Here is a 21,565-nt window from a genome sequence, read left to right as displayed (position 1 = left end):
CAGGCTAGTCGTCGCCCCTGACGGCTCCGCCGTCGTCGTTGCGCCTGACGGCTCCGCCGTCGTCGTTGTCGCTGACGGCTCCGCCGGTGTAGCGGGACTCCAGTTCGCGGAAACGCTCGAGCGCGTCCACGGCGCGTTCCCCGTCGCGCGCCTGGATGGCGACGACGGGCACGTACTCGTCGAACGGCAGTTCGAGGCGGGCCCAGGGGGCGCCCTGGTCGAAGAACAGCCCGCGCACGTCGGTCCACGGGATGTGTCGTTCGGCGACCACGTTGCGGACGGAGACGCCGTCGGCACCCGCCCGCAGCCGTGGGCGGGTGAACAGCAGGACGCCTCCGGTGAGCACGACACCGATGGCGAGGATCGCGATCTGGTCGACGACCCGCAGGTGCACGCCGGTGTCGCCGCCCCCGCGGAGCACGAGCGCCGCGAAGATGTGGATGGCCATGACGACGACCGCCGCCACGACGACCCAGCGCCGCATCTTCTCCGGGCGTACCTCGAGATCCCAGCCGGTCTCGTCGCGGGTCAACGCGCCGCCTTCCGCAGCCGCCGCAGGGTCACGGCGGTGTCGAGCGCGGCCGCGCAGGCCTGGCCGCCCTTGTCTTCCGCGGAGCCGGGCAGACCGGCGCGGTCGCGGGCCTGCTGTTCGGTGTCGGTGGTGAGAACACCGTTGCCCACGGGGGTGCCCTCGTCGAGCGCGATCCGGGTGAGGCCGTAGGTCACGGCGTCGCACACGTACTCGAAGTGCGGTGTGCCGCCGCGGATCACCACGCCGAGCGCGACGACCGCGTCGTGGGTGCGGGCGAGCTGCTGCGCGACGACGGGAAGCTCGATCGCTCCGGCGACCCGCTCGAGGGTGACGTCGGTGACACCCGCCTGCTCGGCGACACGCTGTGCGCCTGCGATGAGGGCGTCGGAGATCTCGGTGTGCCAGCTGCCGGCGACGATCGCAAGGCTCAGCCCTGCGGCGTCGGCGAGCTGCAGGTCGGGCAGGCCTTCGCCGCTCATCAGGCGTCTCCCTCGTCGAACTCGTCGAGACCGATCAGGTCGTGGCCCATGCGATCGCGCTTCGTGCGCAGGTACGAGATGTTCTCGCGGTTCGCGCGCAACGGCATCGGGACACGTTCGGTGATCTGCAGGCCGTAGCCGTCGAGACCGACGCGCTTGGCCGGGTTGTTGGTCAGCAGCCGCATCGACGAGATACCGAGGTCGACGAGGATCTGAGCGCCGATGCCGTAGTCGCGGGCGTCGGCGGGCAGGCCGAGTTGCAGGTTGGCGTCGACGGTATCGGAGCCGGAGTCCTGCAGCTGGTAAGCCTGCAGCTTGTGCATCAGGCCGATGCCGCGTCCCTCGTGGCCACGCATGTAGAGCACGACGCCGCGGCCTTCCTCGGCCACCATCTCGAGGGCGGCGTCGAGCTGCGGACCGCAGTCGCAGCGCAGCGACCCGAAGACGTCGCCGGTCAGGCATTCGGAGTGCACACGCACGAGCACGTCGGAGCCGTCGCCGTCCGGGCCGGCGATGTCGCCGCGGACGAGCGCGACGTGTTCGACGTCGTCGTAGATGCTCTGGTAGCCGACGGCCGTGAAGTCGCCGTGCCGGGTGGGGATGCGGGCCTCGGCGACGCGCACGACGTGCTTCTCGTGCTTGCGGCGCCATGCGATGAGATCCGCGATCGAGATCAGGGCGAGTTCGTGTTCGTCGGCGAAGACCCGCAGTTCGTCGGTGCGCGCCATCTCGCCTTCGTCCTTCTGCGAGACGATCTCGCAGATGACGCCGGCCGGTCGCAGGTCGGCCATGCGCGCGAGGTCGACGGCGGCCTCGGTGTGCCCGGGCCGGCGCAGGACGCCGCCCTCCTTGGCGCGCAGCGGCACCACGTGACCGGGACGCGTGAAGTCCTGGGCGGTGGAGTTCGGGTCGGCGAGCAGCCGCATGGTGGCGGCGCGGTCGGACGCGGAGATACCTGTGCCGATGCCTTCCCTCGCGTCGACGGTGACCGTGTAGGCGGTGCCGTGCTTGTCCTGGTTGACGCTGTACATGGGAGGCAGACCGAGACGGTCGCAGTCCTCGCCGTCCAGGGGCACGCACAGGTACCCGGACGTGTAGCGGACCATGAACGCCACGAGTTCCGGCGTTGCCTTCTCCGCGGCGAAGATGAGGTCGCCCTCGTTTTCACGGTCTTCGTCGTCGACCACGACGACCGCCTTACCGGCGGCGATGTCGGCGACCGCGCGCTCGATGGTGTCGAACCTCGTCACTTCCCTGGACTCCAACTCTCGTATCCGGACGACTCGTGCTCCGCGTCCACTGTCGATCTCCACAGTACGACGCGTCAGCGCGCGTTCTGCAGGCGCTCCACGTACTTGGCGATCACGTCGACCTCGAGGTTGACGAGGGTGCCCGGCTCGGCGGTGCCGAGCGTCGTCAGCGACAGCGTGGTCGGAATGAGCGAGATCTCGAACCACTCCTGTCCGCGTTCCCCTCCGAGACCCGAGACCGTCAACGAGACACCGTCGACGGTGATCGATCCCTTTTCGACCACGTAGCGGGAGATTTCGGCCGGGAGCGAGATGCGCACCACAGTCCAGTTCTCCGAGGGTGTGCGGGAGACGACGGCTCCGGTGGCGTCGACGTGGCCCTGCACGAGGTGGCCGCCGAGGCGACTGTTCAGCGCGGCGGCGCGTTCGAGGTTGACGGAGCTGCCGAGCGTGAGCTGTCCGAGCGACGACCGGTTCAGCGTCTCCTGCATTACATCGGCGGTGAAGGACCCGCCGTCGAGGACGTCGACGACCGTCAGGCACACCCCGTTGACCGCGATCGAATCGCCGTGCTCGGCGTCGGAGGTGACCAGCGGTCCGCGCACGGTGAAGCGTGCCGAGTCGGCGAGGTCCTCCTTCGCGACGATCTCACCGAGTTCCTCGACTATGCCGGTGAACATGTTCCGCTCCTTAGCTCCCGATCCGCGACCGGGTCCGATTCGGTTGTCCCGGTCCGGGACGAGTGTCGGTTGTCCCGGTCCGGGACGAGTGTCAACAGAATGTCCGAGCCGACGGTCTCGACCCGTTCCCGGCGGAACCGTAGCGCGTCGGAGATCGTGCCCACCCCGGCGTCCTCGACGGCGGCCTCGCCGGCTCCGAGCACGACGGGCGCCAGGTATGCCTGGATGCGGTCGACGCAGCCCGCTGCGAGGAAGGCGCCCGCGAGCCGGGGGCCGCCTTCGAGCAGCACGTCGGGTCGGTCGCCGAGCGCGTCGAGCACCTCCCCGATGTCGTGGGTGCGCAACACCAGCGTCGGCGCCGCGTCATCGAGAACTCTTGCGGAGGTGGGGATCTCACGCATACCGATAACGACCCTCAGCGGCTGGTGCGGCGCGAGTTCGCCGTCGGGCAGACGGGCGGTCAACCACGGGTCGTCGGTGAGGACGGTGCCGGTTCCGACGATGATGGCGTCGAGCCGGCTGCGCTGGTCGTGCACGCGCGCACGCGACTCGGGACCGGAGATCCACTTGCTCGTGCCGTCGGCGGCCGCGCTGCGACCGTCCATCGACGCGGCGTACTTCCACGTCACGTGCGGCCGGCCGGTGTGTTGCCGGTGCAGCCATGCCCGCAGCGGGCCGCGGGCGACGGTCTCGGCACCGAGACCGGGATGCACCGTGATGCCCGCGGCGCGGAGGGTGTCGGCGCCGCCCCCGGCGACGGGATTCGGATCGGCGACGGAGTAGTACACCGTCGCGATCCCCGCCTCGATGAGGGCCTGCGCGCACGGGCCGGTGCGGCCGGTGTGGTTGCACGGTTCGAGGGTGACGACGGCGGTTCCGCCGCGCGCGCGTTCGCCCGCGGCCTCGAGTGCCCGGACCTCCGCGTGTGGACCGCCGGGTGGTGCGGTGGCCCCGACACCTGCCACCGCGCCGTCCGCGTCGAGGATCACCGCTCCGACAGGCGGGTTGGGGCTGGTCGTGCCCCGCACGGCCTCCGAGGCGTCGAGCGCGAACTGGAGGGCTTCGGCGATCTCGGGTGCGGTCACGGCGCGAGCGTCAGGTGCGGGGACGCAGCCCCGGCCTGCGCCCGCAGTTTGCGGACCGCCTCACCGGGATCGGCGGCGCCGTAGACGGCGGACCCGGCGACGAAGCAGTCCACACCGGCTTCCGCGGCGGCCTCGATGGTGTCGGTGTTGATGCCACCGTCGATCTCGACGAGCAGACGCAGTTCACCCGAGTCGACCAGGCGACGCACCTGACGGGCCTTGTCGAGGACGTCCGGGATGAAGGACTGACCACCGAAGCCCGGCTCGACACTCATCACGAGCAGCGTGTCGAACTCCTTCAGGATCCCGAGATAGGGCTCGATGGGGGTGCCGGGCTTGACGGACAGCCCGGCCTTGCCGCCGGCCGCGCGGATGTCGCGGGCCACGGCGACCGGGTCGTCGGTCGCCTCCGCGTGGAAGGTGACGTTGTGGGCACCGGCTTCGGCGTAGGGCGGAGCCCATCGACCGGGGTTCTCGATCATCAGGTGACAGTCGAGCGGGATGTCGGTCGCCTTCAACAGCGACTCGACGACCGGGAGACCGAGCGTCAGGTTCGGAACGAAATGGGCGTCCATGACGTCGACGTGGAGCCAGTCGGCACCGGCGACGGCCTGCGCCTCGTCGGCGAGACGAGCGAAATCCGCGGACAGGATGGACGGAGCGATCATCGGGTGGGCCACAACCGACGAGTCTAGTCGGCGCCCTCCACCGGGTCGGACCTGCGTCGCACGCGCCGCACGCAGCCGAACCCGGCCGGAATCTCCGATCTCGGGCGCATTGGTGCCACCAAGTGGCCGCAATACCCGGAAGGCTGGCAGTCACCTACGAACCCAAGGATCATCGTGACCGATCTCCATCACCGCGAATCCCTCCCTCCCCGTCCGGACGGATCGAACACCGTCGACACCTTCCTGATCTCCGACGGAGCAACCGAACTCGTCGACTTCCTCGTCGCCGTCTTCGAGGCCGAGGAGGTGCCCGAAGCGCGCACCCTCGACCACGACGGGCTCCTCCTCCACTCGGAGGTGCGGGTCGGCGACTCCGTGCTCGTGGTCGCCGACCGGAAACCGGACTGGCCCTTCACCCCCGCCTTCGTACGGGTCCACGTGCACGACGTCGATGCCGTCCTCGAACGCGCCACGCAGCACGGCGCGGCGATCGTCACACGGCCTACGGACTTCTTCGGCGATGTCCTCGCCCGGTTCTCGGATCCGTCCGGCAATCTCTGGTGGATCCAGCGGCACGATCCCGGCACCGACACATCCGCGTGGACGGACGATGCGGCAGCGGACGAGTCGGCGGACTGGTCGCACATCGCGAGTCCGGAACTCGGGTACATCCACTCGACACTCACCGAAGCCGTTCGTACCCTGCGGGATCCACGGTCTTGCGCGGTGTGACCGGCGGTCGCCGGACCGGCGCCGCGGGTCGTCAGACCAGGCGGGCGAGGGCGTCGAAACGATCGATGTCCTCGCGGTGGCAGACGTGGCTTCCGGCGGTGAGCAGTGCCGCGGTGCCGCAGGCGATCCCGAGAGCAAGCGCGTCCCGCAACGATCGTTCCTGCAGCAGTCCGACGACGAGTCCGGCGACCATGCTGTCGCCGGCGCCGACGGCGCTGCGCACCTTGGCAGCCAGGGCCGGCACCCGCACGGCCTCGTCGGCGGTCACCATGATCGCCCCGTCTGCGCCGAGCGAGACGACCACGATCTCCGTGACACCGGAGGTGACGAGTTCGCGCGCGGCCGCGATCTGCTCGTCGTCGGTGGCCAGCTCCCGCCCGGTCCACTCGCACAACTCGTCCAGGCTCGGTTTGACGAGGTAGACACCCGAATCGATGCTGGTCAGCGCATCGCCCGACGAGTCGAGGACGAACCGCGCGCCGGCCTCGTGCGCCGCCGCCGCGATGCGTCGGACGAAGGTGCCGGGTACACCGGGCGGGAAGCTGCCGCTCGCCACCACGTACTTCGCGCCTTCGGCGACCTTCTCGAGTGTCGCGAGGCAGCGTTCCTGCTCCTCGTCCGTCAGCTCGGGACCGGGTGTGACGAAACGGTATTCCTGACCGCTGCGACGGTCGATCGCCGTGAAGCACTCTCGGGTGGACCCGGTGATCGGGACGATGTGTTCCTCGACGTCGTCGTCGTCGAGCAGACCGCTCATCTGTTCACCTCGCGCACCACCGGCCGGATAGACGGCGGCGGCCGAGGCACCGAGCACGCGCGCGACCTTCGCGACGTTCACTCCTCCCCCGCCGGCGTCGTAGAACGGTTCGTCGCAGCGGAGCTTGCGGGTGGGCACCACCGCGTCGGTGAAGGTCGTGACGTCGAGTGCCGGGTTCATGGTCAGGGTGACGATCTCGGGCATGACCGGAACCCTATTCGGCCCCGGCCGGCCGCGCGCGGAACTGCATCACGCCGCCGCCCGGTGCTTGCGCTTCTTCGCCCGGCCCTTGCTGCGACTCGCCACGGCGGAGCCGAGCATCAGCAGACGCATGGACCGCGCGGCGGCGTCGACGAGCAGGTCGTGACCGTTGGCGACGGCGTCCTCGAGGCGCATCGGGACGGGGATGATCGACGCGATCGCGCCGATTCCGACGTCGTGGACGTCGCGCGCCCCCTCGCCGAGCGACCCGGCGATGGCGAGCACCGGCACCCCGGCGCGCTGGGCACGGCGGGCGACCTCTGCGGGCACCTTGCCGCGCGAGGTCTGGACGTCGATGCTGCCCTCGGCGGTGATGATCAGATCGGCGCGCGCGATCAGGGAGTCTAGATCGATACCGGACAGGCCGCTGTCGAGCAGCACGTCGAACCGGGAGGCGATCCGGGCGCCGATGCCCGCGGCCAGACCGGCACCGAGGCCGCCTGAGGCGCCGGTGCCCGCCCCGAACCGCACATCCAGCCCGTGTGCCCGCCCGTCCCGTTCGAGCACCTTCGCCCAGCGCTCCAGAGCGGCGGACAGCTCCTCGACCTGCGCGGGTGTCGCGCCCTTCTGCGGGCCGAAGACCCGAGCGACACCGGTCGGCCCACACAGGACGTTGTGGACGTTGCAGGCCAGGACGATCTCGGTGTCGGCGAGCGCCGGGTGCAGATCGTCGAGATCGAGACGCGCGGCGCGCGCGAGGTGCCGTCCCCCGTCGGGCAGTTCGTGGCTGTCGGCGTCGAGGATCCGGGCGCCGAGTGCTCGCAGTGCCCCGGCTCCGCCGTCGCTGGTGCCCGAGTCGCCGCAGCCGATGACGATGCGGCGGATGCCGTCGTCGAGTGCCGCGGCAACGAGTTCACCGACCCCGCGGGTGGTGGTGGCACCGGGATCACGGCGATCGGTGGGCACGAGACGAAGGCCGGCGGCCGAGGCCATCTCGACGACCGCCGTCCCGCGGGTGACACCACCGAGACGCGCCCAGCTCGCCCGCACCGGCTCGCCGACGGGACCGGTCACGGTGACCGGGACGAGCGTGCCGCCGGTGGCCTCGGCAAGGATCTCGGCGGTGCCCTCCCCACCGTCCGGAACAGGCACGAGGTCGACGGCGGCGCACGGCAGAGCCCGGCGGACTCCCGCACCGATCGCAGCGGCGACGCTGCGCGCATCGAGACTCTCCTTGAAACCGCTGGGTGCGACGAGCACGCGATGAGGAACCTTCAAAGCCATGACGACTCCGATCGTGAAACGGGACAGACCGTGGAACGGGACAACGGGGGAGGGAACAGGGATCAGACGAACAGCGACAGGCCGAGCAGCGGCCAGACGAACCACGCGAACAACAGGACCAGCGCGGCGAGGAGCGGGCCGAGCCGCGCTGCCAGGCGCAACAGGTCGGAGGTCGAGTAGGTGGATGTGCCGGGCACGTCCGCGAACAGCGTCACGGGCTTGGCCGACGACGGCAGGGTGTGGCAGAAGCCTGCGGCGGCCGTCGAGACGAAGGCCGCGGCGAGCGGATCGACACCTGCGCTCGGGGCGAGTGCCACCACGACGGGAACGAGAACGGCGGAACGGGCCGAGCGCGACTGGATGACCAGGTGCGCCGCAGCGGAGATCACGACCACGACGACCACGAACAACGGACCGGCACCCTCTCCGCGCGAGGTGAGCGGGCCGAAAGCCGTCGATGCGAGCCAGTCCGCCGCGCCGCTCGTCGTCAGCGCGGTACCGATCGACAGCGTTGCCGCCATGAACAGCAGCAGAGGCCACGGCACGGTCTTCAGCGCAGGCGCGAGACGCACGGAGCCGTACCGCGGGGAGGTCGCGACGAGCGCACCGAGCAGCGCCACCACCGCCGGGTGGATGCCGTGTACGGGTTCGGTGCACCACAGCACCATCACCACGACCAGCAGAAGGGCGGCGCGGGATTCGGCGACGGAGAGCGGCCCGCAGACCGGGGTGTCGGCCTGCGCGCCGATGTCGGCGGCGGTGACGGTGAGGCGTCCGCGCCGATCGTCGGTGGAGGTGAACAGCAGCAGCACCAGTTCGGCGGCGGCGTGCGACGAGACGATCGCCAGCGGCAGGCCGAGGATCATCCAGGTCGCGAAGTCGAATCCGGTGCCGGTCGCCGTGACGAGGATCTGCGAGGTGATCAGGTGCGCACCGGCGCCGAGCAGCGACGCCACCGCCGACAGCAGGATCACCGTGGGGAAGAGCAACGCGAGTGCCCGCACCAGTCGTGGCCGGTCTGCGAGGACCGTCGCGAGCGCGACGAACACCGGGAGCACCAGTGCGGCGCGACCGGAGGTCGACGGGACCGCGAACGCGGTGACGATCAGCGCAGCCGTCACCAGGTGCACGAGCGCCCGCGGGCTGTGCGCCCCCGTCACCAGGAAGGCCGCGCCCCGCGTCGCCAAACCCGAGGACGCGACACCGGAGGCGATCACGAAAGCGGACAACAGGAGCCACACGACGTCGTCGCCGAGGGTCGCGAACAGTGCCTCCGCGTCGATGACCCCGACGACCGTGAGGGCCGCGGCAGCGCCGAGCGCCACATAGGTGTCGTCGATCCTCGTGAACACCCACAGCCAGACGGCCACGACGAACACGATCATGGTGACGGCGGCCGGAGGCGTCAGGTCGGGGTCGGTGCGCGTGAGATACACGAGGAGACCGACGGTGCCGGCGAGTATCCCGACCGCGACGATCCGGCCGGGCGTCGGGGCGGTGTGTCTGCGCGGCGGACGCTGCTGTGGCGCAACGGAGCTCGGCGGGACGGTGGCGTGGAAGGTCATCGCAACCGGTACCCCGCTCCGCGGATCGTCTCGACCCGGTCTCCCCCGATCTTGTTGCGCAGTGCGCGCACGTAGACGTCGACGACGTTGGACGCGGGATCGAAGTCGTATCCCCACACGTGCCCGAGGATCTGTTCGCGGGAGAGCACCTGCCCGCGGTGACGCAGGAAGACCTCGAACAGGGCGAACTCGCGGCTGGTGAGATCGGCGCTCTCCCCTGCGATCTCGGCGCGTCGGGCCCGCAGGTCCAGAGCCATGTCGCCGTCGCGGATCACCGCTGCCGGATCGGCAGCCGAGCTGCTGTCGCCGATGCGCAACCGGATGCGGGCGAGCAGTTCGGCGAACTGGAACGGTTTGCTCACATAGTCGTTGGCACCGCCCTCGAGCCCCGCGACGGTATCGGTGACGCTGTCTCGCGCGGTCAGCACGATCACGGGGGTCCGCACACCTTCACCGCGCAACCTCTCGAGGACGGTGAAGCCGTCCATGCGGGGCAACCCGATGTCGAGGATCACCAGATCGAAGGCGCCACTGCGAGCGAGCATCAGGGCGGTCTCGCCGTCGGTGGCGTCGGTGGTGGTGTATCCCGCTGCGCGCAGCCCCTTCTCGAGGAAGGCGGTGATGCGGGTGTCGTCTTCGGCGATGAGGATTCTGCTCACTGCGATGCGGTCCTTCGAGTCTCGGCTGTACCGGGGGAACCGGTCGTGCCGGTCGTGCCGGTCGTGCCGGTGGTTCCTGCAGGGTCTCGTAGGGGGAGGTCGATGCCGAAGGTCGCGCCGTGCCCGACCGCGCTCTCGACCCAAGCCGAGCCGTGGTGCGCGTCGGCGATGGCGCGGACGATGGCGAGTCCGAGACCTGCCCCGCCTCGTTCGGCGGCGGGTCCGTGCCGGTCACCGGGGACGGTGCGTCCGCGGCGGAAGCGTTCGAAGATGCGTGCCGCGTCGTCCGGAGCGACCCCGGGTCCGGTGTCCCGGACCCAGATCCGGAGGTGCTCGGTGCCGTTGTGCTCGACGAAGACGGATCCGAGCTGGATGACGTCCCCAGGGTGGGTGTGCGTGACGGCATTGGTCGCGTACTGCAGCACGGCCTGGGTGACGCGTTGGGCGTCGATGTCGGCCATGCCCTCGGCGATCTCCATGAGCTGCCAGTCGCGGGTGCCGAGCATCTGCGCCTTGGCCTCGACGTCGAGCATGAGGTCGGTGACGTCGACCGGTCGTCGCTGCACGAAGTCGGGGCGCTCGGCCTTGGCGAGGACGAGCAAGCCCGGATCGGGAACCGGGGCCGGCACGACGGCAGGCGGGGATGTCTGCGTGCCGGGGACCGACGGTGCGGACGCCGACTCCTGCTCGGGTTCGGGTCGTACCTCGGGCGCCTCGGCCCCGGGGGACGGCGCCGCGGGCTCGGTCGTGGTCGGCACGACGGAGACGGTGACCGATGCATCACCGATCTCGGGGGAGCCCGCCGGTCGTGTCAGGGCCTGGCTCCCCCACGCGAGGGCCGCCGGGATCAGCAGCAGCGCTGCGATCACGAGCATGCGTTTCATCACCGGCATGGAGAACAGCATCCTGCACCGGAGTGAATCGATCGTGAAGACCGGATGAGAAGACTTTCATCTTCCCGGCGCCGGACACGACGATCCGTGTCCGGCGGTCGCGATCAGCGCTCGGGTTTACGCAGCGCAGCCATGAACATGGCGTCGGTGCCGTGGCGGTGCGGCCAGAGCTGGACTCCCGGCCCCTCCCCGACCTGCGGCACGCCGGGGACGAGTTCGCGGGTGTCGAGCTGTTCGACACCGTGGCGGCGCACCGCGTCGGACACGACGGCGACGGTCTCCGAGACGTGCGGTGAACACGTCGAGTAGAGCACCACACCACCGGGACGCAGCAGTCCGATCGCCGATGCGAGCAGTTCCTTCTGCAGCCGCACGAGTTCGGCGACGTCGCCGGGTTGCCGTCGCCACCGCGCCTCGGGACGCCGACGCAACGCGCCGAGACCCGTGCAGGGTGCGTCCACGAGGATCCGGTCGTAGCCCGGTTCGAGTCCGGGCTCGCGCCCGTCGGCGATGTGCACGGTCACCGGCAGGTCGCGCGCGGTCTTGCGGACGAGTTCCGCGCGGTGGTCGACCGGTTCGACCGCGTCGACGGCGAACCCGTCGATCGCGGCGATGGCGCCGAGCAGCGCCGCCTTTCCGCCCGGTCCCGCGCACAGGTCGAGCCAGCGGCCCCGGTCCTCGCCGACGAGGGGTGCGAGGGTGAGGGCACGTGCGACGAGCTGGCTGCCTTCGTCCTGGACTGCGGCCATGCCTTCCCGGACGGGTTCGAGGCGGCCGGGGTCGCCGTGCTCGAGGTGCACCGCATAGGGCGACCACGGTCCGAGCTCACCGCCGGTGACGAGCGCGAGTTCCTCCGCGGTGATAACCCCGGGCCGGGCGACGAGGTGGACGATCGGGCGCGCGTCGTCGGCGGCGAGGACGTCGGCGAGTTCGGAGGCATCCGATCCGAGCGCGTGGGCGAACGCTTGCGCGATCCACAGGGGGTGCGCGTATCGGAAGGCCAGGTGACCCACCGGGTCGCGGTCCGGGTCGGGGGCGAGCAGCGTGATCCACTCCTCCTCCGAACGCTCACCCACACGACGAAGCACCGCGTTGACGAAACCTGCTCGGCCCGATCCGAATTCGGCCCGGACGAGGTCGACGCTCGTGGCGACAGCGGCGTGCGGGGCGACGCGCGTGCGCAGCAACTGGTAGGCACCCAGACGCAGTACGTCGAGCAGCGCGCCGTCGATCTCGCCGACGGGACGGTTCGCGGCGTCGGCGATCACGGCGTCCAGCAGGCCTCGCGCGCGGGCCGCGCCGTAGGTGAGCTCGGTGGCCAGGGCGGCGTCGCGCGCGTCGAGATGCCGCTCCCGGAGCAGCGACGGGAGAACGAGATTGGCGTAGGCGTCCCGTTCGCGCACGGCGCGCAGCACGTCCCGCGCGGCGACACGTGCGGGGTCGGCGGGAGGCTTCCACGGTCGGGGGGCGTGTTCGGACGCCGGATTGCGGTTCGGCTTCCCACCGCCGCTGCGACCCCCGCGACCTGCGGGGTTCCGTCCTCCGGCATTGCGCTTGCCCCGCGGGGGCCTGCCGGATTCGCTCATCGCGCACGCACCTTCGGGTCGAGACGGGCGCCGCGCGCCCAGTCCGTGGCTGTCATCGCCTTCTTCCCGGGCGGTTGCACCGTCCCGAGCCGGACGGCAGTGGTAGCGGTACCGACGAGCACGCCGTCCTTGCGGATGTCGAGCTCACCGGGTTCGAGGGTCTCGTCGGTCACCGTCACGGGACCGATCTTCACGCGCAGGTCGCCGATCATCGTCCACGCACCCGGAGCGGGCGTGACGGCGCGAATTCGCCGGTCGACGACGTGTGCGGGGAGTGTCCACTGCACCTGGGCGGCCTCGACGGTGACCTTGGGCGCGTGCGAGACACCGTCGGCCGGCTGCGGTGCGGGCGTGAGGATGCCGTCTTCGAGGCCGTCGAGGGTGGATTCGAGCAGCGTCGCACCGACCTCGGCGAGGCGGCCGAGCAGGTCGCCGGCGGTGTCGGTGGGACGGATCGTCTCGGTGACGACGCCGTAGACCGGACCGGTGTCGAGGCCGGCCTCGAGCCGGAAGGTGCTCGCTCCGGTGATCTCGTCACCGGCAGCGATCGCCGCCTGCACGGGCGCCGCGCCGCGCCAGGCGGGCAGCAGCGAGAAATGGAGGTTCACCCATCCGTGCACAGGGATGTCCAGGACGTCCTGCGGGATCAGGGCGCCGTAGGCCACCACGGGGCAGCAGTCGGGTGCGAGTTCGGTCAGTCGCGCGACGAACTCGGGGTCGCGCGGAGAGCGCGGCGTGAGGACCTCGATGCCGTGTTCGTCGGCGATCTGCCCCACGGCGGATCGCACGACCTTCCGGCCGCGACCGGCGGTGGTGTCGGGGCGGGTGACCACCGCAACGACCTCGTGGCGTGACTCGATGAGGCGGAGCAGCGACGGGACAGCGGGTTCCGGTGTTCCCGCGAAGACCACGCGCATGTCAGAGCACCGCCGAGCAGGAGGTGGGGTGCGCGGCGTGTGGACTGTGCGGGGATTTCACGGATGCTGCTCCAGTTTTCGACGGCGAGGACCTCTCACAGTCTAGGGAGTCGACGTCGTGCGACCTGCATCACCGCGCCGGGTAGCCGCTTCACCGATGTCGCTGCCGTAACGGGGTGGAGCTCAGGTGTTGGACTGGAGGATCAGTTCGGGGATACCGGTGCCGAGCGCGACGGTGGTGCACTCCCCGATCGCGTACCGGCCGGGGTCGAGCGCGTGCCGCGCGAGCTGCAGAGAGAAGGGGTCGTAGACCATGTTGAAGTGACCGGTCAGGTCCTGCGGGCACAGCTCCTGGATCACGTGGTTGACGGCGCCCTCACCATGGAGTGCGACATTGCCGGCGGGCTGGATGACCTCGTCGACCTCGCTACCGATGGTCGTGTAGCGCACGCCGGGCACGGTGTCGGTGGGTGTGTTGAGTTCGGTGAGCAGTTCCGACCCCTGAAGCTGCTGCACGAGGGCGACGGAGAACTCGCCCTCGACGATGTCGGTCGCTCCGGGCAGCGCGGCGACGGCGGCCCCGATGCCGTAGAAGGTGCCTCCGTAGCTCGGCGACGCGATCCCCACCCACCGGTCGACGACCTCGCCACCCCCGAGTTCGTTGATGTAGTAGCGGGCCACCGTGGCTCCCTGTGAGTAGCCGACGACGTCGACCTCCTCCGCACCGGTCGCGTCGAGGACCTCGGTGACGAACTCACCGAACTGTGCTGCGGAGACGCGGATGTCGCCCGTGCCGTAATCCTCGGCACCGTCGGCGAACCCGTAGTTCAGGGCGAATACGCACCAGCCCGACGCGGCGAGCAGCGGCGAGAGCGCAGCGAAGTCGGAGTAGGCATTGGAATCGGTGCCGTGCGCGAGCACCACCGGATGAGGGCGCTCCTCGGACGGCACGCACGCGAAGTCGTTGCTACCGGCGGGGGCGACATCGGGGTTGTTCTCGGCGTATTCGGCCGCTTCGGCGTGCCCGGTGGCCACCGGTCCCGCCGGGACGGGCACGCTGCTGTACGACCCTTCCCCGAGACCGAGGATCGGTCCGTCGTCGGACGGGAGCGGCTGCGCCGCCGCTGCGCCCACAGTCAGTGCCGCTGCACCCACAGTCAGCATCGCGACGACACACGCTCCGACGACACCACCGACACTCCGCCCGGCACCCATTCGTCCGCCCTCTCCTCCTGCGCCTCCCCGGCACCTACGGAAGTAGATCGGTCACAATCACCGGCTCCGTTACTGTGACAAATAATATCCCCGGCAACGCGTGTCGCTGTCGTCCGTATGTACGGCAGCAGCCGGCGGGACTTGCTCTCGGTCCACGCCGGATCGACACTGGGAACAGCCTCCGTCGACGGACACTCCACCGATCCCGACGGATCCGCCGATACCCGAATCATGGGAATCGCGCACTCCGCCCTCCGCCGCGCCCCTCCTCCGCATCGAGGTCGCCACCTCGACGAAGACATGGCAGCAGACCCACCGAGTGGCTCTCGCCCACCACGTGTTGTGGATGATGGATTTCCTTCACCATCACCACTGGTCCGAGGACCGTGGGCTCTATCCCCGTGGTGCAGTGCAATCCCGACGCGGCACCGCTCGTGGAGAGGATGAACGCCGACCACCGCACCATCGAGCCTGCGATCGCCCCAGTCGAGGAGGCGGCACGCGATCTCCGCGCCGACCACCCCGGCTCCGGCGAAGCACTCGGTGCAGCACTGTCCCGCTTGTCCGAGGTTCTGCTCCCCCATCTCGAACGTGAGGAGCGGGAGATGATGACACTGGTCCCGACCAGCATCACCGACGCGCAGTGGCGCGCGTGGGACCAGGAGTTCAGTATCGAGCCGAAGGGGATGCAGCAGCTCGGCAAGGAAGGGAACTGGCTCATCGACGGTCTCGACGACTCCTCGCGCGATCACGTCGTGCACCTCGTGCCGCCCGTACCGCGTTTCGTCCTGCTGCGCATCCTGGACATTCGACATCGCCACGACTTCGCGGCGCTGTGGAAGGGTACGGACGCCGCACCCATTCCGTCGCAACCGATTCCGAAAGCGGCCTAGGCCGGCAGCGGAGATCCGCGCCCCCTCCGCGGCCGGGTCAGCCGATACGCGGCGGATCCACCTGAACCCGCAGCGGACCGTCCGCGCGACGCGCCGTGCGGGTGGCCTGGGCGTCGCGCAGGGCGCGACCGAGTGCGCGACCGCGCTCGCGTGCGACCCGCACGATCATCCGGTGCACGTCCTCCGGTTCGGGTCCTTCGGATCCGAACGGCAGTCGTTGCCCCGGCGGGAGCGGCACGGGCCCGAGCACCTCGGCTCCATCGGGCAGGTGTGTGGCCTCGAGCAGTTCGGCGACCGCCGCGGACGACCCGTCGATCGCGGCCATGTGGACCGCGGGCGGGAAACCGACCTCGGCTCGTTCGGAGACCTCGGACTGGGCGTGTCCCACGGGATCCCAACGCACGAGTGCCTGCACGGTGGGGATCCCGGAATCGGCGACGACCACGACCTGTCCCCCGTCGGCGAACGACCGTACGAGCGCCGATGCGGTGAGCCAGCGGCGCATCGCCTCCTCGGTGGCGCGCAGATCGGCACGGCCGAGCAGGGCCCACCCGTCCAGGAGCAGCGCCGCCCCGTAACCGCCCTCGGCGACGGGTTCGGCGCCCACGGTGGAGACGACGAGCGACGCCGAACCGGGCACGGTGTGCTTGACGTCGTTGCCGCCGGAGGTCACGACCGGCACGCCCGGAAAGGCGCGGCCCAGTTCTTCGGCGGTGCGGGCCGCCCCGACCACCACGGCCCGCAACGAGCGCGCGCCGCACGCGTGGCAGCGGTGACGCGCATCGGCGACACCGCACCAGCGGCATGCCGGGATCGCGGCACCGTCGGGACCGGCCGCCGTGGGCAGTGCGAGCGGGCCGTTGCAGTGCCGGCAGCGGGCGGGTGCCCGGCACTTTCCGCACGCGAGCGCGGGCACGTATCCGCGCCGCGGTACCTGCACGAGCACCGGGCGGTCGACCGCGAGAGCGGATCGGGCGGCGGCGAACGCGATGGCAGGCAGTCGCGCGGCACGCGCGGCCGGATCCCGTGCGAGTGCGTGGTCGCTGTCGGCGAGGGCCGTGACCTTCGGCGCGCACGCCCGTACGACGTCGCGGGGTGCCACGAGATCGTGTGCCCAGCCGGCCTCGACGAGCGCCTGGGTCTCCGCGGTGCGGGCGTGCCCGGCGATCACGATGGCGGCACCGACCGCGTGGGCGCGCAGAGCAGCCACTTCGCGGGCGTGCGGATACGGGGACCGTGGTTCGCAGTGCAGGTCGTCGCCGTCGTCCCACACCACGAGGAGCCCGAGATCGGGGGTCGGGGCGAAGACGGCGGCCCGGGTCCCGACGACGATGCGCGCGGATCCGCGCAGCGCCGCAAGCCAGCGTCGATACCGTTCGGCCGGTCCGAGGCCGGCGGCGAGGCCGACGACGTGATCGGCCCCGGCGACGTCTGCACACGCCTTCACGAGACGGTCGAGGTCACGCTGGTCGGGAACGACGAGCACGGCCGCCTTCCCCGAGGCGAGGGTCAGTGCGGCGAGTTCGGCGAGCCGTCGGGGCCAATCCTCACCGGGCAGCGCCTGCCAGGACGCGCGCGGGGCGCGGCCGCCGCCGAGCGCTTCGAGGAAGTTCTCGCCGTGCCGGTACCGGCCCCACGCGGCAGGATCGATCTCCGGAACAGGCGGAGGTTCCGGTGGGCGCGACGCCTCGGCTTCGACACGTGCGTGTCGCGGAGGTACCGCCAGACGCAGCACGTCGGCCCGGGTCCCGGCATAGCGGGTCGCGACTTCCTCTGCCAGAGCAGCGATCTCGGGCGTGAGGACCTGCTCGGACGAGACGACGCGGTCGAGTCGGCCGAGCTTGCCGGTGTGATCGCTCGTCGCGGCGCGTGCGAGCAGGAAACCGTCGACGAGACGTCCGGCGAAGCGGACGCGGACGCGGACGCCCGGACGGGCGTCCGCGTCCAGGTCGCGCGGGATCAGGTAGTCGAACTCCCGGTCGAGGTGCGGAACCGGTAGCAGCGGGAGAACCCGCGCAACCGGATCGACCTCGGCGGCGTCGAAATCAGCAGCCACCCGGGCCCGATCGGAATCTACAGACCGGCGGCCGCGCGCAGCTTGTCGGCGCGGTCGGTGTTCTCCCACGGCAGGTCGATGTCGGTACGGCCGAAGTGGCCGTACGCAGCGGTCTGCGCGTAGATCGGGCGCAGCAGGTCGAGGTCACGGATGATCGCTCCCGGGCGCAGGTCGAAGACCTCGCCGATGGCCTGCTGGATGCGGGCCGGGCCGGTCTTCTCGGTGCCGAAGGTCTCGACGAACAGACCCACCGGAGCAGCCTTGCCGATCGCGTAGGCGACCTGCACCTCGATGCGGTCGGCGAGACCGGCGGCGACGGCGGTCTTGGCGACCCAGCGCATCGCGTAGGCGGCCGAACGGTCGACCTTCGACGGATCCTTGCCGGAGAACGCGCCACCACCGTGGCGGGCCATGCCGCCGTAGGTGTCGACGATGATCTTGCGGCCGGTGAGGCCGGCGTCGCCCATCGGGCCGCCGAGGACGAACGATCCGGACGGGTTGACCAGCAGACGCACATCGGCCGTGTCGAGATCGGCCAGGTTCGGGTCGGCGAGTACCGCGTCGACGACGTGGGTGCGCAGATCCGGCGTGAGCAGGTTGTTCAGATCGATGTCGGCGGCGTGCTGCGTCGAGATGACGATCGTGTCGAGCCGGACGGGCTTGTCGCCGTCGTACTCGATGGTGACCTGGGTCTTGCCGTCGGGACGCAGGTACGGCAGAACCCCCGACTTGCGGACCTCGGTGAGCCGGCGCGACAGGCGATGTGCGAGGGAGATCGGCAGCGGCATGAGTTCGGGCGTATCGGAGCAGGCGTAGCCGAACATCAGGCCTTGGTCGCCGGCGCCCTGGCGGGCGACCTCGTCGTCGGTGAGCACACCGCTGCGCGCCTCGTGCGAGACGTCGACGCCGCCGGCGATCTCGGGCGACTGCGCGCCGATCGCGATGTTGACACCGCAGGAGTTGCCGTCGAAGCCCTTCGACGACGAGTCGTAGCCGATCTCGAGCACCCGATCGCGAACGATCTTGGGGATGTCGGCGTATGCCGAGGTGGTGACCTCACCGACCACGTGCACCTGGCCCGTGGTGACGAGGGTTTCCACCGCTACCCGGGCACGAGGATCCTCGGTGAGGAGCGCGTCGAGAACCGAGTCGCTGATCGCGTCACAGATCTTGTCCGGATGCCCTTCGGTCACGGACTCACTGGTGAAAAGACGACCGCCGGTCTTGCTCACGAAACTCCCTCTCGACTGTGCGCCAGGCGCTGGACGGACAAACCGTATGGAGCATGCGCTCCCCGATCGGGTCGGCAGGACCCGATCGCAGTGCCGACGCTACTGCTCCGCAGGCGTCGGCGCGAGTATTGAAATCACCCGATTCTGCTGCGTTCCGCCAGCAGAGGTCCCAGCGCGTCGAGCACGCGGCTGGCCATGAGGGCCTTCGACCCGTGGGCGAGGGCGGTTTCCGAACCGTCCGCGGACAGCAACCAGCCGTTGTTGTCGTCGACCTCGAAGGCCTTACCTTCGCCGACGGCATTGACGACGAGGAGATCGCATCCCTTGCGGGCGAGCTTCTCGCGGGCGTAGGTGAGCACGTCTCCGTGTTCGTCGCCGGTCTCCGCTGCGAACCCGACGATGACCGTCTCGACGGACAGACCGCCTTCGGCACGCGCTCGGACGAGACCGGCGAGGATGTCGTCGTTCTTCGTCAGCGCGATGGAGTCGGGCTCGCCCTCACCCTTCTTGATCTTGCTGGTCGCGAAGGTGGAGGGCCGGAAATCGGCGACGGCCGCGGACATGATGACCGCGTCCGCACCCGAGGCGTGCTTGGCGACGGCGTCCTGCATCTGCGCGGCCGTCTGGACCCGCACGACATCGACCGCGGCCGGGTCGTCGAGCCCCGCGATGCTGCCGGCGACGAGCGTGACGTCGGCGCCGCGTTGGGCGGCGAGACGGGCGAGCGCGTAGCCCTGCTTGCCGGACGACCGGTTGCCGAGGAAGCGCACCGGGTCGAGGGGCTCGCGGGTACCGCCGGCGGACACGACGATGCGGCGACCGACGAGGTCGCGGGGCAGCGCGTCGGCCCGCTCGAGCAGCAAGGAGGCCAGATTGAAGATCTCGTCGGGTTCGGGCATGCGCCCGGCACCGGTGTCCTTGCCTGTCAGCCGACCCGAGGCCGGTTCGACGACCACGGCACCGCGGCGACGCAGCGTCGCGACGTTGTCGACGGTCGCGGGATGCTCCCACATCTCGGTGTGCATCGCGGGCACGAACATCACGGGGCACCGCGCGGTGAGCAGGGTGGCCGTGAGGAGGTCGTCGGCGCGACCCGCGACCGCCCGTGCCATGAGGTCGGCGGTGGCCGGAGCGATGACGACGAGGTCGGCCTCCTGCCCGAGCCGGACGTGCTGCACCTGCGGCACCTCGGCGAACACCCCGGTCTGCACGGGATTGCCGGAGAGCGCCTCGAAGGTGGCGCGCCCGACGAATTCGAGGGCGGACTCCGTCGGGACGACCCGCACGTGGTGTCCGCTCTCGGTGAAGGCACGGATCAGTGCGCAGGACTTGTAGGCGGCGATGCCACCGGCGACACCGACGACGATGCGGCGGCGCTGCACGGATCCGGCCTCGCCGCTCGAAGCGGGGTTGCTCACTCGCCTTCGGTGTGCTCGAGCAGATCCGAGTGGATCTCGCGCAGGGCGATCGACAGCGGCTTCTCCTGCAGACCCGGCTCCACGAGGGGGCCGACGTACTCGAGGATGCCGTCGCCGAGCTGGTTGTAGTAGTCGTTGATCTGGCGTGCCCGCTTGGCGGCGTAGATCACCAGCGCGTACTTCGAGGAGGCGCGCTCGAGCAGCTCGTCGATAGGCGGGTTGGTGATACCCGTGGGGGTGTCGTAGACCGGAAGGGTGTTGCCCTCGAGGTCGGTCGCGGCTGCCTGGATGCTGCTCACTCGGTGTTCTCCTGAGATGTCGCGGGATGGGAGGGCGCCGGAACCGGCAGCCGGACGCGCTCGAGGCGCGGACGGATCAGTCGGCTCCGGGTCCAACCAACAAGGATACCAATTCATCGCAAGCCCGGTCGACATCGTCGTTGATGATCACGACATCGAACTCGTCCTGCGCGGCCAGTTCGCTGCGGGCGGTATCGAGCCTGCGAGCGACGACCTCGTCGGTTTCGGTGCCTCGGCCGGTGAGGCGCTCGACGAGCACCTCCCAACTGGGCGGGGCGAGGAAGGCGAGGACTGCGTCCTGCATCGCTGCACGGACGGCCCGCGCACCCGCGAGGTCGACCTCCACGAGCACCGGATGTCCCTCGGCGAGTGCGTCGAGCACCGGCTTGGCCGGCGTGCCCGATCGCTGCAGGCCGCCGTGGATGTCGGCCCATTCGAGCAGTTCGCCGGCTTCGATCATCCGGTCGAACTCGGCGCGGCCGACGAAGTGGTAGTCCACTCCGTCCACCTCGCCCGGTCGCGGGTCCCGGGTGGTGGCCGAGACACTGAAGTGCAGATCCGGGATCCGGCTCCGCAGAAGGCGTACGACGGTCGACTTACCCACCGCGGAGGGTCCGGCCAGTACCACCAGCCGGCCCCTCCGCGTTGCGGGTGCGCTGTCCGTCACGGGTCGTGCGTCAGCTACCACGTGCTCAGGCGTCGAAATCGAACCTGGCGAGCAGGGCCTTGCGCTGACGGTCGCCGAGGCCGCGCAGACGGCGGGTCGGGGCGATCTCCAGCTCGGTCATGATTTCCTGCGCCTTGACCTTGCCGACCTTCGGCAGGGCCTCGAGCAGAGCCGACACCTTCATCTTGCCGAGGATCTCGTCGTTCTCGGCGTCCTTGAGCACCTGCTTGAGGTCGGTGCCGCCGCGCTTGAGGCGCTCCTTGAGCTCAGCCCGGGCACGACGGGCAGCAGCCGCCTTCTCCAGAGCAGCGGCGCGCTGCTCATCGGTCAGCTGGGGAAGGGCCACGGTTCCTCCGTCTCATCGTTGGCTTTCGAGTCTTCACCGCTGTAACCAGCGGCGATAGCGACCGTACTCACGACCACCGACGAATGCGAACCCACCCCCCGGCGATCCGCTCGAAAATCCGTGCGGTAGTGCACGCCGTTCCCGCAGTGGA

Annotated in this window: 22 protein-coding genes; 2 read left to right on the top strand and 20 right to left on the bottom strand. The window is 70.3% G+C overall.

Annotated features, from left to right (window positions below):
• Positions 1-4: 4 nt before the first annotated feature.
• The 6 genes from QR64_RS21605 to rpe all read right to left on the bottom strand — a co-directional run bounded on the left by QR64_RS21605 (position 5) and on the right by rpe (position 4,706).
• The gene (locus QR64_RS21605; protein WP_033096616.1) at positions 5-532 is read right to left on the bottom strand and encodes a PH domain-containing protein; all 528 of its coding nucleotides are present in this window, start codon (positions 530-532) and stop codon (positions 5-7) included.
• Positions 529-1,011 carry a 6,7-dimethyl-8-ribityllumazine synthase gene (ribH, locus tag QR64_RS21600; RefSeq protein ID WP_006551470.1) on the bottom strand — a complete coding sequence of 161 codons (483 nt, stop codon included), beginning with the start codon at positions 1,009-1,011 and terminating at the stop codon, positions 529-531. Before ribH ends, QR64_RS21605 begins: the two co-directional genes overlap by 4 nt.
• On the bottom strand, positions 1,011-2,261 hold the full coding sequence (locus QR64_RS21595; RefSeq protein WP_006551469.1) for a bifunctional 3,4-dihydroxy-2-butanone-4-phosphate synthase/GTP cyclohydrolase II: 1,251 nt from the start codon (positions 2,259-2,261) through the stop codon (positions 1,011-1,013). Before QR64_RS21595 ends, ribH begins: the two co-directional genes overlap by 1 nt.
• A 74-nt stretch (positions 2,262-2,335) precedes the next feature.
• Positions 2,336-2,941 (bottom strand): riboflavin synthase, encoded by a 606-nt coding sequence (locus tag QR64_RS21590; RefSeq protein WP_024100797.1) that lies wholly within the window; start codon positions 2,939-2,941, stop codon positions 2,336-2,338.
• Positions 2,926-4,026: a bifunctional diaminohydroxyphosphoribosylaminopyrimidine deaminase/5-amino-6-(5-phosphoribosylamino)uracil reductase RibD gene (ribD, locus tag QR64_RS21585; protein WP_230809443.1), complete on the bottom strand. Its 1,101-nt coding sequence runs from the start codon at positions 4,024-4,026 to the stop codon at positions 2,926-2,928. Before ribD ends, QR64_RS21590 begins: the two co-directional genes overlap by 16 nt.
• Positions 4,023-4,706, bottom strand: coding sequence for a ribulose-phosphate 3-epimerase (rpe, locus tag QR64_RS21580; protein WP_006551466.1), 684 nt, complete (start codon positions 4,704-4,706; stop codon positions 4,023-4,025). The genes ribD and rpe overlap by 4 nt, the downstream gene beginning before the upstream one ends.
• Before the next feature lie 162 nt (positions 4,707-4,868).
• On the opposite strand from rpe, the gene QR64_RS21575 reads away from it, so the two are divergent.
• Positions 4,869-5,426: a VOC family protein gene (locus tag QR64_RS21575; protein WP_039587142.1), complete on the top strand. Its 558-nt coding sequence runs from the start codon at positions 4,869-4,871 to the stop codon at positions 5,424-5,426.
• A gap of 31 nt (positions 5,427-5,457) precedes the next feature.
• Here the strand turns inward: QR64_RS21575 and QR64_RS21570 are convergent, their stop codons facing one another.
• From QR64_RS21570 to QR64_RS21530, 8 genes are all read right to left on the bottom strand, one after another.
• Entirely contained in the window at positions 5,458-6,387 is a 930-nt protein-coding gene (locus tag QR64_RS21570; protein ID WP_006551464.1) for a 1-phosphofructokinase family hexose kinase, read from the bottom strand.
• A 45-nt stretch (positions 6,388-6,432) separates the two neighbouring features.
• Positions 6,433-7,668, bottom strand: a complete 1,236-nt coding sequence (locus QR64_RS21565; protein ID WP_039587141.1) for a glycerate kinase — start codon at positions 7,666-7,668, stop codon at positions 6,433-6,435.
• 62 nt (positions 7,669-7,730) lie between these two features.
• Positions 7,731-9,233 carry an SLC13 family permease gene (locus QR64_RS21560; RefSeq protein ID WP_006551462.1) on the bottom strand — a complete coding sequence of 501 codons (1,503 nt, stop codon included), beginning with the start codon at positions 9,231-9,233 and terminating at the stop codon, positions 7,731-7,733.
• The gene (locus tag QR64_RS21555) at positions 9,230-9,892 is read right to left on the bottom strand and encodes a response regulator transcription factor (protein WP_006551461.1); all 663 of its coding nucleotides are present in this window, start codon (positions 9,890-9,892) and stop codon (positions 9,230-9,232) included. Before QR64_RS21555 ends, QR64_RS21560 begins: the two co-directional genes overlap by 4 nt.
• Complete coding sequence (locus tag QR64_RS21550; RefSeq protein WP_235367265.1) at positions 9,889-10,785, bottom strand: sensor histidine kinase; 897 nt, start codon at positions 10,783-10,785, stop codon at positions 9,889-9,891. The genes QR64_RS21555 and QR64_RS21550 overlap by 4 nt, the downstream gene beginning before the upstream one ends.
• A 104-nt stretch (positions 10,786-10,889) precedes the next feature.
• Complete coding sequence (locus tag QR64_RS21540) at positions 10,890-12,371, bottom strand: RsmB/NOP family class I SAM-dependent RNA methyltransferase (protein ID WP_039587139.1); 1,482 nt, start codon at positions 12,369-12,371, stop codon at positions 10,890-10,892.
• The gene (gene fmt, locus QR64_RS21535; protein ID WP_024100791.1) at positions 12,368-13,288 is read right to left on the bottom strand and encodes a methionyl-tRNA formyltransferase; all 921 of its coding nucleotides are present in this window, start codon (positions 13,286-13,288) and stop codon (positions 12,368-12,370) included. The genes QR64_RS21540 and fmt overlap by 4 nt, the downstream gene beginning before the upstream one ends.
• 183 nt (positions 13,289-13,471) lie before the next feature.
• Positions 13,472-14,503, bottom strand: coding sequence for an esterase/lipase family protein (locus tag QR64_RS21530; protein WP_039587138.1), 1,032 nt, complete (start codon positions 14,501-14,503; stop codon positions 13,472-13,474).
• 386 nt (positions 14,504-14,889) lie between these two features.
• Between QR64_RS21530 and QR64_RS21525 the strand changes: the two genes are divergently transcribed.
• A complete protein-coding gene (locus QR64_RS21525) occupies positions 14,890-15,396 on the top strand; it encodes a hemerythrin domain-containing protein (protein ID WP_230826299.1) in 507 nt (168 codons plus the stop codon).
• A 37-nt stretch (positions 15,397-15,433) separates the two neighbouring features.
• Here QR64_RS21525 and QR64_RS21520 read toward each other — a convergent pair whose 3' ends face one another.
• The 6 genes from QR64_RS21520 to mihF all read right to left on the bottom strand — a co-directional run bounded on the left by QR64_RS21520 (position 15,434) and on the right by mihF (position 21,414).
• The gene (locus QR64_RS21520) at positions 15,434-17,452 is read right to left on the bottom strand and encodes a primosomal protein N' (RefSeq protein ID WP_039587137.1); all 2,019 of its coding nucleotides are present in this window, start codon (positions 17,450-17,452) and stop codon (positions 15,434-15,436) included.
• 17 nt (positions 17,453-17,469) lie between these two features.
• Positions 17,470-18,684 carry a methionine adenosyltransferase gene (gene metK, locus QR64_RS21515; RefSeq protein ID WP_039587135.1) on the bottom strand — a complete coding sequence of 405 codons (1,215 nt, stop codon included), beginning with the start codon at positions 18,682-18,684 and terminating at the stop codon, positions 17,470-17,472.
• 134 nt (positions 18,685-18,818) lie between these two features.
• Positions 18,819-20,102 carry a bifunctional phosphopantothenoylcysteine decarboxylase/phosphopantothenate--cysteine ligase CoaBC gene (coaBC, locus tag QR64_RS21510; RefSeq protein ID WP_039587133.1) on the bottom strand — a complete coding sequence of 428 codons (1,284 nt, stop codon included), beginning with the start codon at positions 20,100-20,102 and terminating at the stop codon, positions 18,819-18,821.
• The gene (gene rpoZ / locus QR64_RS21505) at positions 20,099-20,401 is read right to left on the bottom strand and encodes a DNA-directed RNA polymerase subunit omega (RefSeq protein WP_006551452.1); all 303 of its coding nucleotides are present in this window, start codon (positions 20,399-20,401) and stop codon (positions 20,099-20,101) included. Before rpoZ ends, coaBC begins: the two co-directional genes overlap by 4 nt.
• A gap of 76 nt (positions 20,402-20,477) precedes the next feature.
• Positions 20,478-21,029, bottom strand: coding sequence for a guanylate kinase (gene gmk, locus QR64_RS21500; protein WP_039587131.1), 552 nt, complete (start codon positions 21,027-21,029; stop codon positions 20,478-20,480).
• 64 nt (positions 21,030-21,093) lie between these two features.
• Positions 21,094-21,414 carry an integration host factor, actinobacterial type gene (mihF, locus tag QR64_RS21495; RefSeq protein ID WP_006551450.1) on the bottom strand — a complete coding sequence of 107 codons (321 nt, stop codon included), beginning with the start codon at positions 21,412-21,414 and terminating at the stop codon, positions 21,094-21,096.
• Between the last annotated feature and the right edge of the window lie 151 nt (positions 21,415-21,565).

Origin of the sequence: Rhodococcus sp. Chr-9, assembly GCF_000801125.1 — a bacterium.
GTDB classification, from domain to species: Bacteria; Actinomycetota; Actinomycetes; order Mycobacteriales; family Mycobacteriaceae; genus Rhodococcus; species Rhodococcus pyridinivorans.
Note: the sequence above shows the minus strand (reverse complement) of the source record. Positions and strands in the feature narration are given on the sequence as shown.

Bases quoted from the DNA above. Each gene is read 5' to 3' on its own strand.
- ribH (WP_006551470.1), bottom strand. From the start codon at position 1,011: ATGAGCGGCGAAGGCCTGCCCGACCTGCAGCTCGCCGACGCCGCAGGG.
- QR64_RS21590 (WP_024100797.1), bottom strand. From the start codon at position 2,941: ATGTTCACCGGCATAGTCGAGGAACTCGGTGAGATCGTCGCGAAGGAG.
- QR64_RS21570 (WP_006551464.1), bottom strand. From the start codon at position 6,387: ATGCCCGAGATCGTCACCCTGACCATGAACCCGGCACTCGACGTCACG.
- QR64_RS21565 (WP_039587141.1), bottom strand. From the start codon at position 7,668: ATGGCTTTGAAGGTTCCTCATCGCGTGCTCGTCGCACCCAGCGGTTTC.
- QR64_RS21560 (WP_006551462.1), bottom strand. From the start codon at position 9,233: ATGACCTTCCACGCCACCGTCCCGCCGAGCTCCGTTGCGCCACAGCAG.
- QR64_RS21550 (WP_235367265.1), bottom strand. From the start codon at position 10,785: ATGCCGGTGATGAAACGCATGCTCGTGATCGCAGCGCTGCTGCTGATC.
- QR64_RS21540 (WP_039587139.1), bottom strand. From the start codon at position 12,371: ATGAGCGAATCCGGCAGGCCCCCGCGGGGCAAGCGCAATGCCGGAGGA.
- fmt (WP_024100791.1), bottom strand. From the start codon at position 13,288: ATGCGCGTGGTCTTCGCGGGAACACCGGAACCCGCTGTCCCGTCGCTG.
- QR64_RS21530 (WP_039587138.1), bottom strand. From the start codon at position 14,503: ATGGGTGCCGGGCGGAGTGTCGGTGGTGTCGTCGGAGCGTGTGTCGTC.